The following is a 17,775-nucleotide window of genomic DNA, read 5'->3' as shown; positions in this document are numbered from 1 at the left end:
CCAAACACAAAAAACACCAACTCGCCGCGCCGGCCCCCCGCCCCACCCGCCCCCCCCCCCCCCCCCCCCCCCCCCCCCCCCCCCCCCCCCAGGCGGGTGCAGGTGGGCGCCGGCAGGTGCAGCGCGGCCCCCAGCTCGCCCATGGTGCGCCCGCCCCCGGCGAGCGCCCGCAGCACCCGGTACCCGTCGAGCGTGCCGCCGTCCTCCGCGAGGGCGGCCGCCACGCCACCGGCCACCCGGCGCTGGGTCACCGTGAGCAGCTCCACCAGGTCGTCGGCGGCGGGCACGGCGTCGACGTCACCGCCCGGGAACATGGGGAGACCATACTTCTCCGCGTGTCCGGTGCCAGGCCTCCGCTCGACCCGTGGGAGCTGCTGCTCGCGGGGCCGCGCTCCGACGCGCTCCACGTCGGGCTGGCGGTGCCGCTGTCCGGCCCGCTCGCCCTGACCGCACCCTCCGCGCTGGACCTCGCCGGGCTGGCCGCCGACGAGCTGAACGCGGCCGGTGGTGTGGACGGCCGCGAGGTGCGGCTCGTCGCGGTCGACTCCGGGCGCGCGCCGGAGGTCGTCGCGGCCGATGCAGTGTCGCTGTTCGCGGCCGGGGCCTTCGACGTCCTCGTCGGGTTCCACACCAGCGACGTGCACCGCGCGCTCGAGCGCACCCTGCCGCCCGGTGCCCGATACGTCTTCACCCCGCCGCACGAGGGCGGGCGCCCACGGCCCGGCGTCCTGCGCACCGGCTCCTCCCCCGCGGAGCAGCACGCCGCGGCGCTCGCCTGGCTGGTCGCGCACCGCCGGGCCCGCCGCTGGGTGCTGCTCGGCACCGACTACGTGTGGCCGCGCGCGGTGCACCGGGCCGCCCATCGGGCGCTGGCCGCGGCCGGCGCCCGGGTGGTCGGCGAGGCGCTGGTCCCCTTCGGCCCTACGGACATGGGTCCGATGCTGGACCTGGTCCGCCGCACGCGGGCCGACGGCGTGCTGCTGAGCATGGTCGGGCGGGACCTGGTCACCTTCAACCGCGAATTCTCGCGCGCCGGCCTGGACCGGCGGGTGGTGCGGCTCTCCGGGGCCCTGGAGGAGAACGGCCTGTACGCCCTGGGCGGCGACGGCACCGGTGAGCTCTACGCGTGCATGCCCTCGTTCGCCTCCTCCGGTGACGGCCCCGACGAGGCGCAGCTGGACCTGCAGGAGCGGCACGCCCGGCGCTCCGGCCCGTCGGCGCCGGTCGTCTGCGCGTACGCCCGCGGGCTCTACGACGGCGTCCGGCTGGTCGTCTCCCCGGCGCGACCGGGCCGGTCGCGCCGCCGCGCACCGGCCGCCCGGCTGGCCCGCGCGGACGGGCTGGCGCTTCGCGAGATCCCGGACCGTCTCACGGCCTGAGACAGGTACTTCCACCTGGAAGGAATTGGTCCTACTCTGCTCGCGCCCCGGCACCGCACCGGGCAGAGAGACGGAGTGAACCGCCCATGAGCGAGCCCCGCACCACCACCGGCGCCCCCGACGGCGCCCCCGTCCTCGGCGGCGTGAGCCCCGTCGCCAGCGCACAGGGCGTGGAGTCCTTCGGCTACCAGCAGGAGCTCAAGCGCTCGCTCACCTTCGGCGACCTGCTGGTCTACGGCCTGGTCTTCATGGTCCCGATCGCGCCGTTCGGCATCTTCGGCGGCGTCTTCCAGGCCTCGGGCGGCATGGTCGCCCTCGCGTACGTCGTCGGCGGCCTGGCCATGGCGTTCACCGCCGCGTCCTACTCGCAGATGTCGCGGGCGTTCCCGATGGCCGGCTCGGTCTACACCTACGCCGGGCGGGGCATCGCCCAGCCGGTCGGCTTCATCGCCGGGTGGATGGTCCTGCTGGACTACCTGCTCATCCCGGGCCTGCTGTACCTGATCTCCGGGTTCGCCATGAACTCGATCGTGCCCGGCATCCCGGTCTGGATCTGGATCGTCGCCTTCGTCCTGCTGAACACGGTGGTCAACTACTTCGGCATCGAGTTCACCGCCCGCGTGAACAAGATCGTGCTGGTGGCCGAGCTCGTCGTCCTGGCGATCTTCCTCGTGGTCGGCGTCATCGCGCTGGCCGGTGGCGAGGGCGGCGGTTGGGACCTCACACCCATCTACAACAGCGACACCTTCTCCCTGGAGCTGGTGTTCGGCGCGGTCTCCATCGCGGTGCTGAGCTTCCTCGGCTTCGACGCCATCTCCACCCTCGCGGAGGAGAACCGCGACTCCGCGCGCTCCCTCGGCAAGGCGATGATCGCCGCGCTGGTGCTCGCCGGCACGCTGTTCGTCGTCCAGACCTGGGTCGCCGCGCTGCTCGTGCCGAACCCGGACACGCTGATCGCCGAGGGCGACGCCGCCGGCACCGCCTTCTACGACGCCGCCGGGGTCGCCGGTGGCGAGTGGCTGGCCACGCTGACCGCCATCGCCACCGCCATCGCCTGGGGCTTCGCCAACTCGCTGGTCGCCCAGGCCGCCACCTCGCGGCTGCTCTTCGCCATGGCCCGCGACCGCCAGCTGCCCGGCTTCCTGGCCAGCGTCCACCCCGTCCGGCGCGTGCCGGTCAACGCCACGCTGCTGGTGGCGGTCATCTCCCTGGTCCTCGGCGTCTACATGAGCACCCGCGACGACGGCATCACGCTGCTCTCCACGCTGGTCAACTTCGGCGCCCTGTCGGCGTTCCTGCTGCTGCACGTCTCGGTGGTCGTGCACTACATCGGCCGGCTCCGCAGCCGGAACTGGTGGCTGCACCTCGTCGTGCCGGTCGTCGGCTTCGCGATCCTGGCCTACGTGGTCTACAACGCGCAGGTGGCGGCGCAGGAGCTCGGCTTCGTGTGGTTCGCCGTCGGCCTCGTGCTGCTGGTGGTCCTGCTGGCCACCGGCCGCCGGCCCGAGCTGCGGACGGAGGAGAAGCTGTGAGCCTGGAAGTCGTCTCCCTGACGCCGACCCCCGACCAGTACCGGTACCTCTTCGGCGGGGCGCCCGAGCCGCTGGTTCGGGTGCGGCCGGGCACCGTGGTCGAGCTGACCACCGAGGACTGCTTCGGCGGCCGGGTGACCAGCACCGACGACCTGCCCAGCCGGGCCTGCGACTTCTCACAGCTCAACCCGGTCACCGGCCCGATCCACGTGGAGGGTGCCGAGCCCGGCGACACCGTCGCCGTCCACTTCGTGGAGATCGCACCGGCCCGCGACTGGGCGGTGTCCACGACGTTCCCGCACTTCGGGGCGCTCACCGCCACCCACAGCACGGCGATGCTGCACGACCCGCTCGAGGAGGTCGTGTGGGTCTACGAGGTCGACCGGGAGCGGGGCACCTGCCTGTTCCGCCCGCGCCGCGGCGGCCCGGAGGTCGAGCTCCCGCTCGACCCGATGCACGGCACCGTCGGCGTCGCCCCGGCCGGCGGTGAGGTGTTCGCCACGATCACCCCGGGCGCGCACGGCGGGAACATGGACACCCCCGAGCTGCGCGCGGGGACGACGGCGTACTTCGGCGTCAACGTGCCCGGCGCGCAGCTGGCCATCGGTGACGGTCACTGCCGCCAGGGCGAGGGCGAGGTCTGCGGCACCGCGGTGGAGGCGGCCATGCGCACCGTGGTCGTCGTCGACCTGATCAAGGGCGCCGCCACGCCGTGGCCGCGGCTGGAGACCGACGAGTTCCTGATGTCCACCGGCTCGGCACGCCCGCTGGAGGACGCCTACCGGGTGAGCCAGCACGACCTGGTCACCTGGGCCGCCGAGCTCACCGGCTGGGACACCCTCGACGCCTACCAGCTGGTCAGCCAGGCCGGCCTCGCCCCGGCCGGCAACGTCGTGGACACCAACTACACGATGGTCGCCAAGCTGGCCAAGCGGTACCTGGGCCGCGAGGGCGTCGTCGCCGCCGACGGCGTCCACGACCGGCTGCGGCAGACGGGGGCGGCCTACCTCGCGCAGCGCTGAGGCCCGCCGTCACAGGATCGTCGGGTCGACCGCCGTTGGCCCGCCGGCACGGCGGGTACCGGTTCCGGCCATGGACCGGGTCGCCGAGCAGCACCGCCCCGCCCGCCCGCGCACCGAGGCCGCCGACGGCGTGGGCCGGTTCGGCGTCCGCGCCCTCCTGGGGTGGGCCGCGCTGCTGGCCGGAGCCGTGCCGTTCCTGCTGCTCCTGCTGCTGGTGCAGCAGGAGTGGTCGCCGCTGGCTGCGCTGGACGGAGACGTGGCCGCCGACCTCAACGCGGTGGTGAGCGACTCCCCCGCGCTGGTCAGCGTGCTGCGGGTGGTCACCGACCTCGGCGGGAACGCCGCGGTGATCCTGCTGTTCGCGCTGACCACCGTCTTCCTGCTGATCCGGGGTCAGCGCCGGCTGGCCGCCTTCGTCGTGGCAACGGGCGTCGGGATGGCGATCCTGGTGCCGCTGACCAAGGCGCTCATCGGCCGCGCGCGGCCGGTCGTGGAGAGCCCGGTCAGCGAGCTGCCCTCCAACGCCAGTTACCCCAGCGGCCACGCGACGCTCTCGCTGGTGACCTTCGGGATGCTGGCGCTGCTCGTCCTGCCCGCCGTGCGTCGCCGCGCCCGGCCCTGGGTCGTCGCCGCGGCGTTGCTGCTGGCCCTCGCCGTGGGCTTCACCCGGCTGGCCCTCGGCGTCCACTTCGTCACCGACGTCCTCGCCGGCTGGTTCCTGGGGGCGGGGCTGCTGGCGGTCACGACGGCGGCCTTCCGCGGCTGGCAGCACGACCACCGCCGGCCGACGGGGGCGTCGCCGGGCCCCCTCGACGTCGACCCCCACGACGTGCCGCGCCTGGCCCCCTCCCGCCAGCCCGCGCTACCGGACGGTCGCCGCACGGTGCTCCGCCTGCTGGGCGCCGCGGCTGCGCTCTCCGTCGTGCTCGTCGCACTCGGGCTGCTGGTCACCGCGGTGCTCGGCGACAGCACCCTCGGCCGGTTCGACCGGGAGGCCGCACGCGCCGTCGTCGAGCTGCGCACACCGACGCTGACCGACGTCGCCACCACGGTCGAGAGGCTGTCGGGGACCGCCATGATCATCGCGGTCCCCCTGACCCTCGCCACCGTGGCCCTCGCGGTCACCGGGAGCTGGCGGCCGGTGCTCTTCGTCCTCGTCACCGTGCTCGGGGAGCTCGGCATCTACTTCGTCGTCTCGCGGACCGTGGACCGGGCGCGGCCGCCCGTGGCGGACCTGACGTCCGGCCTGCCGACGGCGGCCAGTTGGCCGTCGGGCCACGTGTCCGCGGCGGTGGCGCTCTACGGCGCGCTGGCCGCGCTGGTGATCACCCTCGGCCGCAGCCGGTGGCGGTGGGCGGTGCTCGCCGTGCCCGTCCTGGTGGCGCCGGCCGTCGCGCTGGCCCGCATCTACACCGCGGCGCACTACCCGACCGATGTGCTCGCCGGGCTGGTCCTCGGCACCGTGTGGGTGCTGGTGTGCGCCCGCCTGCTCCTGCGCGGGACGGCCGACCAGGTGCGCTACCCCCGGCCCCGGGTGGCCGGGGAGCCGGCGGACCGGCCGGTCGCCCGCACGGCACCGCGAGACGGCTCGAGCCTGTCGCGCCCCGGTGCGGGGTAGCGCCGTCCACCACGCCGGGCATCCACGTCGGGGCCTCCCGCACCCGGTCGCCCTGGTCCGGCCCCGCAGTCGTCCGGCGACGCCGAGGACCGGTTGTGCACGACCGGATCGTCATCACATCGACACACCGGTCCCGGCCGGCCCGGGTACTGCTGCCACATGACCGACGTGACCTCCTTCGACGGCACCCGACTGGCCCTCCACTCCTGGGGAGCCGAGGACGCCCCCCTCCTGGTCCTCGTGCACGGGTTGGGGATGTCCACCGACTCCTGGGGAGAGGTGCCCGAGCGGCTCGCCGCGCGCTACCGCGTCGTCGGGTACGACCTGCGCGGGCACGCCCAGAGCGGGGACGCGCGCTCGGGGAGCTACCACCTCGCCGCGCACGCCCAGGACCTCTCGGCGGTGCTCGGCGCCGTGGTGCCCGCGGGGCGCTCCGCGATCGTCGTGGCCCACAGCCTCGGTGGCGGGATCGTGCTGGCCCACGTCGACGGCTCCGGTGACGAACGGATCGGCGGTGCGGTGTTCGTCGGCTCGGGTGGCTCGGGCGTCACCGCTCCCGGGTTCCCGGCGCGGAGCCTCCCCCCGTGGGCGCGGGCCCGGCTCCGCTCCTCCTGGTTCTCGCTGCTGCGCACCGGCGCGCGGCTGGGCCGGCGGATCCGGCCGGTGCGCACCGTGTCCGACCGGGCGATACGCCGCTTCGCCTTCGCGCCGGGCGAGCCGGTCGAGCTCGTCGAGCGGGTCCGCGACGACTTCCTGAGCACCCGGCCGCTCGCGCTGGCCGGCACCACCCTGGCCAGCCTCTCCCACGACGGCGTGGAGCTGGCGCCGGCCCTGCGGGTGCCCACGCTCCTGCTGCACGGCAGCCGCGACCCCGAGGTCCCCCGCCAGGAGATCGACCAGCTGCTGTCCGGGCTGCCCGACGGCGAGCTGGTCACGGTCCCCGGCGCCGGCCACATGCTGCCCCTGACCGATCCCGACGTCGTCGTCGACCAGGTCTCCCGGTGGGTCGAGCGGGTCACCGGCCGCGGGAACGCGGCTGCTCAGCCGTCGACGACGACCTCGATCACCGGGTGACCGGCGGCGCCGTCCGGCGCCACCGGGGTCCGCCGGTCGGTCTGCACCTCACCGCCTCCGTCGGTCGCCCGGGCGGCGATGCGGTGCCGGCCGGGCGTCGCGTCCCACGGCAGGTGCCACTGCCGCCAGCAGTCGACGTCGAGCGACTCGGCGAGCTCGGCCTGCTGCCACGCCCCGTCGTCGATCCGGACCTCGACCCGCTCGATTCCCCGGGTCGGCGCCCAGGCGACACCGGCGATCGGCCGCCGCCCGGGCCCGACCGCGACACCGGACCGCGGCACATCGATGCGCGCCTGCGTCTTGATCGGCCCCTCCTTGGCCCAGCCGCGGGGGATCCAGTAGCCGTCCACGTCCCAGTCGGTGAGCTCGATGGCCGAGAGCCACTTCGTCGCCGACACGTAGCCGTAGAGGCCCGGCACCACGAGCCGGGCGGGGAAGCCGTGCTCGGCCGGCAGCGGCTCGCCGTTCATGGCGACGGCGACCATGGCCTCGGCCACGTCGAGGGCGGTGCGCACCGGGAAGCCCGCGGTGAAACCGTCGACCGAGCGGCCGACGAGCTGGGTGGCCCCCGCGTGCGGGCCGGCCCGGTCCAGCAGCGCCCGGAGCGGAACGCCCTGCCAGCGGGCGTTGCCGACCAGGTCTCCGCCCACCTCGTTGGAGACGCAGACGAGCGTCACGTCGGCCTCGATCTGCGGCAGTTCCAGCAGCTCCGCGTAGGTCAGGCTGAACGGCTCGTCCACCATCCCGCGGATCTCCAGCCGCCAGTCGCCGGGGTCGACGGTGGGCACGCGCAGCGCCGTGTCGATCCGGTAGAACTCCGCGTTCGGGGTGAACAGCGGGGTGAGCCCCGGGATCTCCAGGTCCGCCGCGGCGGGCACCGGTCCGGCCGGCCGCGCCGGCACGGGCAGCCGGATGGCGGCGCGCAGGCTGTCGAGGCGCTCGCGACCGGACAGCAGGAATCCCCCGACCCCGGCGAGGACGCCGAGCAGGGTGGCCCCGCCGGTGACGGCCAGGAAGCGACGGCGGTCGACCGGGCCGAGGACCGGCGTGCCGTCGGCACCGGTCGGCGGCGCCGCGGGCAGTGCGCGGCTGGGCAGCGCCCGCACCAGCAGGTGCAGCACGGCGATGCCGGCGGCGGCGCCGATCGCGCCGACGAGCACGCTGAGGACCACCGGGCTGCGGTCGTCGGCGAGTGCGGCCACGACGCCCAGGGCCGCGAACAGCGCGATACCGCCGGCGGCCGGGACGAACCGCCGACGGGCGAGCAGCCCCAGGCCCGCCCCGAGGAGTGCCGACAGGACCAGGATGCCGCCGATCAGCACCGGTTTGTCCGCCGTGCCGAGGGTCGCGATGGCCCACTGCTCCAGCCCTCCGGGCACGCTGTCCACGACCGCGTCCCCGACGGCGATGACCAGGGACGGGGCGCGCGGGACCAGTCCGGCGACGAGCTCGGCGACCCCGAGGGCCACCGCCACCGCCCCGATGCCGGCCAGCGCGCCGCTACCCCGGTCACCTTGGCGCGACGGTCCCGTCCGGCCCTGCGTCGAGGGCATCTCCTCCGGCATCCCCTCACGGTGTCCGGATCCGACGGTCCCGATACCGCCGGCCCCGAGACGTCCCGGGAACGTCATGCGGTGGACCGGGCGTCAGGGACGGCGACCGGCGAGCCCGATCGCTCCCCAGCCCCGCAACGGCCGGCCGACGACGTCGGACGCCACCTCCAGGGCCCGCCTCCGCAGGCCTCGCGCGCGCCACTGCTCCGCGTCGACGCGCTCGCTGCGGTCCACGTCCTCGTCGAAGTGCGCGTCCAGCAGAGCGGCCACCGCCGGATCGTCGGCCACCAGGCACACCTGCTCGTTCAGCGCGAGCGACCGGGTGTCGAGGTTGGCCGTGCCCAGCATCGCGACCGCGCCGTCGACCGTGACGACCTTCGCGTGCAGCAGCGACGGCTGGTACCGCCAGATCTCCACCCCGGCGTCGAGCAGCGGCTGGAAGTCCAGCTCGCCCTGCAGGTGCACCGACGACCGCTCGACGCGCGGTCCGGCGACCAGCACCTGCACCTGCACGCCGCGCTCGGCGGTGGCGACCACCAGTTCGCGGAGCCAGCGCGGCAGCCGGATGTAGGGAGTGGTGACGCGGACGCGGTTGCGCGCCGACCGCAGCAGCGCGGCGACGGCCACGGCGGCGTCGCTCCAGCCCGGCTGGGACGGCGGCCGGACGACCTGGACGGCCGTGCCGCCCGCCGGGGCGAGTTCGGGGAACCGGTCGTCGTCGGACACCAGCCCTCCGGGGAGCCGGACCTGGGCCTGCATCCACGTCTGGAGGAACGCCGACCGCAGCCCCGCGACCGCGGGGCCCTCGACACGGACGGCGGTGTCCCGCCAGCTCCCCGGGTGCCGGCCGTCCCCCGTCCACGCCGTGTCCACCCCGGTCCCCCCGGTGAACGCCACCGTCTCGTCGCAGAGCAGCACCCGCCGGTGCGTGCGCAGGTTGAAGACGCTGAAGCGCGCGGTGTGGAGCGGCCGGTAGAAGAAGACCGTGCACCCGGCCTCCCGCAGCACCCGGAGGTCGGCCCGGTCGATCTCCTTGGCCCCGTACCCGTCGAGCATGATCCGCACCCGGACGCCGTCCCTCGCCCGGTCGGCGAGCGCCCCGGCCATCTGGTGGGAGATCTCACCGCCGCGCCAGGCGAACCACAGCAGGTCGACGGTCCGCCGCGCCGCGGCGATGGCTGCCAGCAGCGCCGGGAAGGTCTCGTCGCCGTCCTTGAGGATGTCGACCCGGTTGCCCTCGGTGAACGGAACGCCGACCAGCGCCTCGATCACCCGCCTGGGTCTCGCCTCCGTGGCCGGCCAGCCGACCCGGTCGTCCCGCTCCTCCGATCGCACCCCGATCGGGGCCACCCCGTCCACCGCGCGTCGGGCAGGCACGCAACGCTCCTCTCGATCGGCACGTCGGTCGTCGACGGGATGTCCGGGAACGCTGCGGCTGAACCACGATGCCGAGGACCGTCGACGGAGCGGCACCGTCGGCCGCGGCGCGCGCCGGGCCGCCACCGGGGGGAGCTACCAGCGCCCCGCCGCGACGGCGACCGCGTCGAGGTGCTGCGGGAGCAGCGGCGCAACGACCGATCGTCGATCTCGCCCGGCCGGCAGCGCCTCGGTGGCCGAAGATGCGCACGTGCCCAGCGCCCGGTGCCGGCCGAGAACCGCGGGACGGGCACCCATGATCGGAGGACGCACGGTGCGGACGGGATGGCTTCGGTGAGACGGTGGTCGAGACGAGGGTCGAGCGAGGTGCCGGAGAACCCTCCCGGTGCCCCCGCGGCCCCGGCCGACGCGTCGGCGGGCGGCGGCCGCGTCCCTGCCGCGCTGCCGATCGCACCGGCGTGGGCGGTGCGGACCCTCGTCGTCAGCGCCGCCCTGCTGGCGCTGGCCGGTATCGGCTGGCTGCTGTTCTGGTTCCTCCTGCGGCTGCCGCTGCTGACGGTGGCCATCGCCGTCGCGCTGCTGCTGACCGCCATCGTGGAGCCCATCGCGCGGTGGCTCTGCCGGGGGCTCCCCCGAGCGCTCGCCGCGCTGCTGTCGGTCCTGTTCCTGCTGGGCGTCCTGGCCGGCGTCGGCTTCCTCATCGGGTTCCGGGCGGCGGACCAGCTGCGGAACCTCACCCGGCCGCTGGCCGCGGGGATCGACCGCATCCGGGTCTGGCTGATCGAAGGGCCGCTGGGCCTGGATCCCCAGCAGGTCACCGAGGCGCGCAACGCCGTGGTGGACCGCATCTACGAGCTCGCGCCCGAACCGACGGCCGCGGCCGGCATGGCGCTCTACGGACTGGCCGCCGTCCTCCTGGTGCTCTTCCTGACATTCTTCCTGCTCAAGGACGGCGCATCGATGTGGGCCTGGGCGCTCCGGCTCAGCCCCGATCGACGGCGCGCCCAGATCGACGGCGCCGGGCGCTCGGCGTGGGCGGTGCTGTCGCAGTACGTGCGCGGGATCATCATCGTGGCGCTCATCGACGCGGTGGGCATCGGTGCCGCGCTGCTCATCCTGGGCGTCCCGCTGTGGGCGTCCCTCACGCTGCTGACCTTCATCGGCGCCTTCGTCCCGCTGTTCGGGGCGACGGTGAGCGGGGCCGTGGCGGTGCTCGTCACCCTCGTGACCAACGGCTTCACCGACGCCGTCATCGTGCTGATCGCCGTCCTGGTGGTGCAGCAGGTCGAGGGGAACATCCTGCAACCGATCATCGTGGGGCGGACGCTCCGGCTGCACCCCGCCGTCATCCTCGTCGCGGTGACCGCGGGCACGCTGCTGTGGGGGCTGTCCGGTGCGCTGCTGGCCGTTCCGCTGGTGGCCGTCGCCTACCGGGTCCTCGGGTACCTGCGCGAGCACCCGGTGGCACCCCCGCCTCCCGCCCCGGTCGTCCTCCCCCGGCAGCCGGCGCCGGGTGCGCCGGGCGCTCCCTGACCTCCCCGGCCGGCGACGGGCGGTTCAGCCGGCGGGCTGCTGCACGGCCTCGACGTCCCGCGCCGCGATGGCGATCTGCCCCCCGAGGTCGGTGAAGAAGGCCTCGGGGTCGTCGACCAGCACGTCGGCGGCGATGCCGAAGATGGCCTCGAAGTCCTCCGGGGACACCCGGCCGACCGTGCCGGTCACCCGCTGGACGTCTCCGACCTCCAGGTCGCCCGGCGGGGTCGCCGTGATCACGCCGACGGTGTTCCCCTCCCCGTCGGCGAGCCGGAAGGCCGCGCCCACCTCGGTGACCGCGACGACGTCCGAGACCTCGGCCACCACGGTGACGTCCCGGCCGATCAGCGCTCCGGGGTCCTGGAACACGCCGGCGGGGTCCTCGACCGGCCGCGGCGACGCCTCCCCTCCCGACGTCGCGCCGTCGCCGGGCTCCGCGCCGTCGTCGGACGGTGGCGCACTCGGCTCGGACGACGGGCGCGACCGCGCCTCCAGCTCGCTGACGCGCTCGCGGAGCGCGGCGATGTCGTCGCGCAACTCCTCCAGCTCCTCGGCGGCTGCCGGGTCGGTCGACGGCCCCGGCGCGTCGTCCCCGCAGGCGGTCAGGCCCCCCAGCGTCAGGGCGAGGACCAGCACGGTCCCGCGGACGGCCGCGCTCCTCCCGGGTCGCGTGCCCTGATGGCTGCGCATGCCTCCTCCTTCCCCCGGCCGGAGTGCCACGACCCCGCTCGGACCGACTGCCGATCACCCTCCAGCCTGCACCCCCGGAGCGGACGGGGCCCAGCGTCCGTTACCCGTTCGACACGGTGCCCGGAGGGCGGCGGCGCAGGCGGAGGCCTCGCGACGACCGTGCTCCTTGTGCCAGGCTCGAGGCATGGCACGACGGGGCGCGAGTCAGCTGGTCGAGGAGCTCGGAACCCTCCTCCTGGGCGCTCCGCTCCCCCTGTCGGTGCGCTGCTGGGACGGCTCCGAGACCGTCGTCGACGGAGCACCCACCCTGGTCGTGCGCCACCGCCGTGCCCTGCGCCGCCTCGTCTACGCGCCGGGCGAGCTCGGGCTCGCCCGGGCCTACGTCAGCGGCGACCTCGACGTCGAGGGCGACCTCTACGCCGTGCTGAGCTTCCCCGACGACCTGCCCTCGCGGCCGGACCTGCGGCTCGACCGGCGGGCGCTGGCCCGGTCGGCCGGCCCCCTGCTCCGGCTCGGCGTCCTGGGGCCGCCGCCCGCGCCACCCGCGGAGGAGTCCCGCGTGCGCGGGGTCCGTCACTCGCTGTCGCGCGACCGGCGGGCGATCAGCCACCACTACGACGTCGGCAACGACTTCTACCGGCTGCTGCTGGGCCCGTCGCTGGTCTACAGCTGCGCCTACTTCCCCGAGCCCGGTGCGACGCTGGAGGAGGCGCAGGAGGCGAAGCTCGACCTGGTCTGCCGCAAGCTCGGGCTCGAGCCGGGCATGCGGATGCTCGACGTCGGCTGCGGCTGGGGCTCCCTCGCCCGGCACGCGGCGTCCCGCTACGGCGTCTCGGTGGTCGCCGTGACCATCTCCGAGGCGCAGGCCGACCTGGCCCGCCGGCGGATCGCCGACGCCGGGCTCGCCGACCGCGTCGAGGTCCGGCTGCAGGACTACCGCGAGGTCACCGACGGACCGTTCGACGCGATCGCCTCCGTCGGGATGGCCGAGCACGTGGGCCACGCCCAGCTGCCGGCGTACGCGTCCCTGCTGCACGAGCTGCTGCGCCCCGGCGGCCGGCTGCTCAACCACGCGATCGCGCGCGGCCCCGCGGCCGGCCCCGACCGCCCCGACCCGGGCTCGTTCCTCACGCGGTACGTCTTCCCCGACGGGGAGCTCCAGCCGCTGGCCACGCACGTCCAGGTCCTGGAGGAGGCCGGCTTCGAGGTCCGAGACGTCGAGGCGCTCCGCAGGCACTACGCGCTGACCTGCCGGGCCTGGGTGCGCAACCTCGAGGACCACTGGGACGAGGCCGTCCGGCTCTCCTCCCCCGGCCGGGCCCGGGTGTGGCGGCTGTACCTCGCGGGATCGGCGCTGGCCTTCGAACGGCACCGCGTCGGGGTCAACCAGGTGCTGGCGGTGAAACCGGGCGGGGACGACCGGCTCCCGCTGCGCCGCCCGGACTGGGCCGGGGCCGGCGTGCCGGGTGCCGGCTCGTGACCGGGCGATACCGCGCGCCGACCAACCCTGCGGCCCTGGACTCGCGTGCGAGGGGACGGTCCCGGCCGGTCGACGGGGACGCGGCACGCACCACGACCCGAGCCGCCCGTAGCGTGAGGGCATGAGTCGCGCGCACCCTGAGCTCCGCCTCCCCCCTCCGCTGCCCGAGGGGGGCCTGCGGGTCGTGGCCCTGGGCGGTCTCGGGGAGATCGGTCGCAACATGACCGTGCTCGAGCACGCGGGCCGGCTGCTGATCGTCGACTGCGGAGTGCTGTTCCCCGAGGAGCACCAGCCCGGGGTCGACGTGATCCTCCCCGACTTCACCGCCATCCGCGACCGCCTCGACGAGGTGGAGGCGATCGTGCTGACCCACGGGCACGAGGACCACATCGGCGGTGTCCCCTACCTGCTGCGCGAACGCCCCGACATCCCCCTGGTCGGCTCGCGCCTCACCCTGGCGTTCATCGAGGCCAAGCTGAAGGAGCACCGGATTCGGCCGGTGACCCGCCAGGTGCGCGAGGGCGACCGGGTCTCGTTCGGGCCCTTCGACTGCGAGTTCGTCGCCGTCAACCACTCCATCCCGGACAGCCTCGCGGTGGCGGTCCGCACCGGCGCCGGCCTGGTCCTGCACACCGGCGACTTCAAGATGGACCAGTTCCCCCTCGACCGGCGGATCACCGACCTGCGCGCGTTCGCCCGGCTCGGCGAGGAGGGCGTGGACCTCTTCCTCACCGACTCCACCAACGCCGACGTGCCGGGCTTCACGACGTCCGAGGCGGAGCTCACCCCGGCGATGGAGACGGTGTTCCGGACCGCGCCCCGGCGGGTCATCGTCTCCAGCTTCGCCAGCCACGTGCACCGCATCCAGCAGGTCCTGGACGCCGCCCACGCCCACGGCCGCAAGGTCGCCTTCGTCGGCCGCTCCATGGTGCGCAACATGGGCATCGCCAAGGACCTCGGCTACCTCACCGTGCCGCCCGGCCTGCTGGTCGACATGAAGGAGCTCGAGAAGCTCCCCCCGGAGAAGGTGTGCCTCGTCTGCACCGGGTCGCAGGGCGAGCCGATGGCGGCGCTGTCCCGCATGGCCAACCGCGACCACGTCATCCGCATCACCGAGGGCGACACGGTGCTGCTGGCCAGCTCGCTCATCCCCGGCAACGAGAACGCCGTCTACCGCGTCATCAACGAGCTCACCCGGTGGGGCGCCAACGTCGTGCACAAGGGCAACGCCAAGGTGCACGTCTCCGGGCACGCCAGCGCGGGCGAGCTCTCCTACGTCTACAACCTCGTGCGACCGCGCAACGTCATGCCGGTGCACGGTGAGTGGCGGCACCTCAAGGCCAACGCCGACATCGCGGTACGGACCGGGGTCCACCCCCGCGGCGTGGTCATCGCCGAGGACGGCGTCGCCGTCGACCTGCTCGACGGCAAGGTGCGCATCACCGGGAAGGTGCCCGCCGGCAACGTCTACGTCGACGGCGCCACCGTCGGCGGCGCCACGGAGGCCCATCTGCGCGACCGGCGCACGCTGGCCCAGGAAGGGGTCATCACCGTCGTGGCCATCGTGGACGCCGACACCGGCGCGCTGGCCGAGGAGCCGGACTTCCTGGCGCGCGGGTTCGTGCACGACGAAACGACGTTCGACGAGGTCGTGCCCCTGATCGAGAAGGCGCTGGCGAAGGCCGCCGAGGAGGGTGTCGGCGGAGCCGTGCAGCTCGAACAGCTGATCGCCCGGGCCGTCGGCCGGTGGGCGGACCGGAGCTACCGGCGCAGCCCGCTGATCATCCCGATCGTCATCGACGCCTGAGCGGAACGTCCGGCCCGGCGTCAGGACACGGAGTCCACGGAATGGCAGACCAGGGGCGCCCGCACCCGGATGTCATGCCGGCGCGCTGGGAGGACCGGGTCCTCGGGCTGCTGCTCGGGGGCGCCGTCGGCGACGCCCTCGGTGCCCGGTTCGAAGGCTCCGCTCGGGTGCCGCCCGACGAGCTCCACCGGTCGCTCACCTCGGACGGGATGCTGCGCTGGACCGACGACACGGCCCTGCAGGTGGCGCTCGCCGATCACCTCGCCGATCTCGGTGCGGACGACCTCGACCAGGACGCCCTGGCGCTGAGCTTCGCCCGGACCTGGGAACGGGAACCATGGCGTGGGTACGGGGCCAACCCGCCGCGGATCTTCGCCGCCGCGCTGGCCGGTCGGGACTGGCGCTCGGTGGCTCGGGACTCGTTCGACGGCTCCGGCTCCCTGGGCAACGGCGGCGCCATGCGGGCCGCGCCGGTGGGCACGCTGAGCGGCGGGCCCGAGCGGGTGGCGGAGGTGGCGAGGCGGAGCGCGGAGATCACCCACGCCCATCCCGTCGGCCAGGACGGCGCCGTCGCGATCGCGGTCACGGTCGGCCACCTGCTCGGGACTCCTCCGGGGGCGCCACCGCCGGTCGACGCAGTGCTGGCGGCGTGCCGCCGGCACCTCTCGACCGCTCAGCTCGAGCGCGCCGTGGCCGCGGTCGCATCGGCCGCCCGGTCGGCCCTTCCCGAGGAGGCGGCGGCGACGACCGGGAACGGCATCACCGCGCACGAGGCGGTGGGGGCCGCCCTGTGCGCCGCACTCCCCCGGCTCGAGGACCCCGTGGCTGCCGTGGTCTTCGCCGTGCGGATGGGCGGGGACACCGACACCGTCGCGGCGATGGCCGGATCGATCGCCGGCGCCTTCGCCGGCGCGCGGGCGATACCGGAGCACCTGCTCGCCCGGCTGGAGGACCGGGAACGGATCGAGTCGGTGGCCCACCGCCTGGCCGCGGGCTCCGGCCGGCCGAGCCCCTAGTCCGGCAGCGCGATCGGGCCGAGCTCGGCGAACACGTCGCCGGGGCCCGGATTCTGCGCGTGAGTGCCGCCGCCGAAGTGCCGGATGATGCCCCAGACCGCGTTGAGGGAGGTCTGCACGGCGCCCTCGACCCAGGCCGGCGTCCACGACACGTCGTCCCCTGCCAGGAAGATCCCCCGCTGCTCGGGCGGGAAGTCGTCCTGCACGAAGTGCGAGTACATCCGCTGGTTGTACCGGTAGTGCCCGGGCAGGGCGCCCTTGAAGGCACCCAGGAAGTTCTCGTCCGCCTCCCACGAGACGGTGATGGGGTCACCGATGATGTGCTGCGCGATGTCGACGTCGGGGTAGATCTTCTTCAGCGCGCCGAGCGCGAGGCGCACGCGCTGGTCCACCGGGTAGGGCAGCATCTTCAGCGCGTCGCTCATCCACGAGTACGTCAGGCAGATGACGCCGGGCCGGTCGTCGCCGTGGTCGAACAGGTAGGTGCCGCGGGTCAGCCGGTCCGTGAGCGTCATGCTCATGACGTCGCGGCCGGTCCTCGGGTCCTTGTCCTTCCAGAACGGCCGGTCGACCATCACGAAGGTCTTCGACGACTGCATGTACCGGGTGCGGTCCAGCGCCGTCCACATCTTCTGCGAGAAGAGGCTCTCGTCGCAGTCGATCTGCGTCGTCAGCAGCCAGCTCTGGCAGGTGACGAGCACCGCGGGGTAGCGGCGGACGTGGCCCCAGGCGTCCGTCACGGCGAAGCTCCCGTCCGCGTCCCGGGCGATGGCGGCGACCCCGGCGCGCGGCCCACCGGAGTGCAGCTTCGCCAGCGTCGTCCCGGCCGGCCAGTGGGCGAGCTGGGACGGCGCGTGGTTCCACAGTCCCCACGGCACCTGCTCCACGCCGCCCACGACGAAGCGCTGGTCCTCGTCGCAGTTGGTCATCACGACGCGGAAGATCTCGAGCATCGAGTTCGGGAAGTCGGAGTCCCACCCGCCGGTGCCGAAACCCACCTGGCCGAAGACCTCCCGGTGGTGGAACGACAGCCGGGAGAACGCCTCCGAGCTCGCGATGAAGTCGTAGAAGGTGCGGTCGTCCCACAACGGGACGAGCTCGTCCCACAGCGACTTCAGCTTCTTCACGTCGCGCGCCCGGATCGCGTCCTGGATCTCGGAGAACCCCACGGTCCCGAGGGCGTCGGCCCACGCCGCCGCGACCTCCTGGAACAGCGGCGGCAGCGCCTCGGACGACTCGGCGTAGTGGGTCTCGCCCTCGATGTCGATCACCGTGCTGCCCGACGCCGGCGTCAGCGGGTTGGGGAACGGCCTCGTCTCCAGGCCGAGCAGGTCGACGTAGCGGTAGAAGGCGGTCGACGACACGGGGAACCGCATGCCGCCCAGCTCGGCGACGATCTCCTCCGGCGCGCCCTCGAACCGCGCCGACCGCAGCCGGCCACCCATCTGCGAGGCCTCGTAGAGCACCGGCTTGAGGCCGAGCTTCATGAGCTCGTAGGCGGCGACCAGGCCGGAGATGCCCGCACCGACGATCGCCACCTCCTCGCCGAGCCGCTCGGGTGGGATCTCGCCGAGGCCCGACGGGTGGGTGATCCAGTCGTCGAACGCGAACGGGAAGTCCGGGCCGAAGATCGTGACCGGCGGCCGGTCCTCGTCGTGGACGGTCTCGCGATCCGGACCGATCGTCATCGCCTC

14 protein-coding genes are annotated in these 17,775 nt (G+C 74.4%); 9 read left to right on the top strand and 5 right to left on the bottom strand.

Features of this window, described 5'->3' with window-relative positions:
* Positions 1-314 (bottom strand): hypothetical protein (locus tag ACI79S_RS19040; protein WP_456595011.1); only part of this gene is annotated, 314 nt, incomplete at its 3' end.
* 21 nt (positions 315-335) lie between these two features.
* Between ACI79S_RS19040 and ACI79S_RS19035 the strand changes: the two genes are divergently transcribed.
* The 5 genes from ACI79S_RS19035 (at position 336) to ACI79S_RS19015 (ending at position 6,625) form a co-directional block, all read left to right on the top strand.
* Positions 336-1,379 carry an ABC transporter substrate-binding protein gene (locus tag ACI79S_RS19035; protein WP_456595010.1) on the top strand — a complete coding sequence of 348 codons (1,044 nt, stop codon included), beginning with the start codon at positions 336-338 and terminating at the stop codon, positions 1,377-1,379.
* Between the two features lie 86 nt (positions 1,380-1,465).
* Entirely contained in the window at positions 1,466-2,911 is a 1,446-nt protein-coding gene (locus ACI79S_RS19030) for an APC family permease (RefSeq protein WP_456595009.1), read from the top strand.
* On the top strand, positions 2,908-3,933 hold the full coding sequence (locus ACI79S_RS19025) for an acetamidase/formamidase family protein (protein WP_456595008.1): 1,026 nt from the start codon (positions 2,908-2,910) through the stop codon (positions 3,931-3,933). The genes ACI79S_RS19030 and ACI79S_RS19025 overlap by 4 nt, the downstream gene beginning before the upstream one ends.
* Before the next feature lie 70 nt (positions 3,934-4,003).
* Positions 4,004-5,551, top strand: a complete 1,548-nt coding sequence (locus ACI79S_RS19020) for a phosphatase PAP2 family protein (protein ID WP_456595007.1) — start codon at positions 4,004-4,006, stop codon at positions 5,549-5,551.
* Positions 5,552-5,710: 159 nt separating this feature from the next.
* Positions 5,711-6,625, top strand: coding sequence for an alpha/beta fold hydrolase (locus tag ACI79S_RS19015; protein WP_456595006.1), 915 nt, complete (start codon positions 5,711-5,713; stop codon positions 6,623-6,625).
* Here the strand turns inward: ACI79S_RS19015 and ACI79S_RS19010 are convergent.
* Both ACI79S_RS19010 and ACI79S_RS19005 read right to left on the bottom strand, forming a co-directional pair.
* Positions 6,592-8,190: a molybdopterin-dependent oxidoreductase gene (locus tag ACI79S_RS19010; protein ID WP_456595005.1), complete on the bottom strand. Its 1,599-nt coding sequence runs from the start codon at positions 8,188-8,190 to the stop codon at positions 6,592-6,594. The two genes, ACI79S_RS19015 and ACI79S_RS19010, sit on opposite strands and share 34 nt — an antisense overlap.
* Before the next feature lie 81 nt (positions 8,191-8,271).
* Entirely contained in the window at positions 8,272-9,555 is a 1,284-nt protein-coding gene (locus ACI79S_RS19005) for a phospholipase D-like domain-containing protein (RefSeq protein ID WP_456595004.1), read from the bottom strand.
* A 366-nt stretch (positions 9,556-9,921) separates the two neighbouring features.
* On the opposite strand from ACI79S_RS19005, the gene ACI79S_RS19000 reads away from it, so the two are divergent.
* Positions 9,922-11,088: an AI-2E family transporter gene (locus tag ACI79S_RS19000; protein ID WP_456595003.1), complete on the top strand. Its 1,167-nt coding sequence runs from the start codon at positions 9,922-9,924 to the stop codon at positions 11,086-11,088.
* A 24-nt stretch (positions 11,089-11,112) separates the two neighbouring features.
* Here the strand turns inward: ACI79S_RS19000 and ACI79S_RS18995 are convergent, their stop codons facing one another.
* Positions 11,113-11,778: a hypothetical protein gene (locus ACI79S_RS18995; protein ID WP_456595002.1), complete on the bottom strand. Its 666-nt coding sequence runs from the start codon at positions 11,776-11,778 to the stop codon at positions 11,113-11,115.
* Between the two features lie 184 nt (positions 11,779-11,962).
* Between ACI79S_RS18995 and ACI79S_RS18990 the strand changes: the two genes are divergently transcribed.
* The 3 genes from ACI79S_RS18990 (at position 11,963) to ACI79S_RS18980 (ending at position 16,081) form a co-directional block, all read left to right on the top strand.
* Entirely contained in the window at positions 11,963-13,258 is a 1,296-nt protein-coding gene (locus ACI79S_RS18990) for a class I SAM-dependent methyltransferase (RefSeq protein WP_456595001.1), read from the top strand.
* Between the two features lie 121 nt (positions 13,259-13,379).
* Positions 13,380-15,065 carry a ribonuclease J gene (locus tag ACI79S_RS18985; protein ID WP_456595000.1) on the top strand — a complete coding sequence of 562 codons (1,686 nt, stop codon included), beginning with the start codon at positions 13,380-13,382 and terminating at the stop codon, positions 15,063-15,065.
* A 74-nt stretch (positions 15,066-15,139) separates the two neighbouring features.
* Positions 15,140-16,081, top strand: a complete 942-nt coding sequence (locus ACI79S_RS18980; protein ID WP_456594999.1) for an ADP-ribosylglycohydrolase family protein — start codon at positions 15,140-15,142, stop codon at positions 16,079-16,081.
* Here ACI79S_RS18980 and ACI79S_RS18975 read toward each other — a convergent pair.
* Positions 16,078-17,769 (bottom strand): flavin monoamine oxidase family protein, encoded by a 1,692-nt coding sequence (locus ACI79S_RS18975; RefSeq protein ID WP_456594998.1) that lies wholly within the window; start codon positions 17,767-17,769, stop codon positions 16,078-16,080. The two genes, ACI79S_RS18980 and ACI79S_RS18975, sit on opposite strands and share 4 nt — an antisense overlap.
* Positions 17,770-17,775: the final 6 nt, after the last annotated feature.

This window comes from Blastococcus sp. SYSU DS1024 (assembly GCF_054050795.1).
Note: the sequence above shows the minus strand (reverse complement) of the source record. Positions and strands in the feature narration are given on the sequence as shown.

Excerpts from the sequence above, each read along its gene's own strand:
- ACI79S_RS18980 (WP_456594999.1), top strand. The coding sequence starts at position 15,140 with ATGCCGGCGCGCTGGGAGGACCGGGTCCTCGGGCTGCTGCTCGGGGGC.
- ACI79S_RS19010 (WP_456595005.1), bottom strand. The coding sequence starts at position 8,190 with ATGCCGGAGGAGATGCCCTCGACGCAGGGCCGGACGGGACCGTCGCGC.
- ACI79S_RS18975 (WP_456594998.1), bottom strand. The coding sequence starts at position 17,769 with ATGACGATCGGTCCGGATCGCGAGACCGTCCACGACGAGGACCGGCCG.
- ACI79S_RS18995 (WP_456595002.1), bottom strand. The coding sequence starts at position 11,778 with ATGCGCAGCCATCAGGGCACGCGACCCGGGAGGAGCGCGGCCGTCCGC.
- ACI79S_RS19020 (WP_456595007.1), top strand. The coding sequence starts at position 4,004 with ATGGACCGGGTCGCCGAGCAGCACCGCCCCGCCCGCCCGCGCACCGAG.
- ACI79S_RS19015 (WP_456595006.1), top strand. The coding sequence starts at position 5,711 with ATGACCGACGTGACCTCCTTCGACGGCACCCGACTGGCCCTCCACTCC.
- ACI79S_RS19030 (WP_456595009.1), top strand. The coding sequence starts at position 1,466 with ATGAGCGAGCCCCGCACCACCACCGGCGCCCCCGACGGCGCCCCCGTC.
- ACI79S_RS18990 (WP_456595001.1), top strand. The coding sequence starts at position 11,963 with ATGGCACGACGGGGCGCGAGTCAGCTGGTCGAGGAGCTCGGAACCCTC.
- ACI79S_RS18985 (WP_456595000.1), top strand. The coding sequence starts at position 13,380 with ATGAGTCGCGCGCACCCTGAGCTCCGCCTCCCCCCTCCGCTGCCCGAG.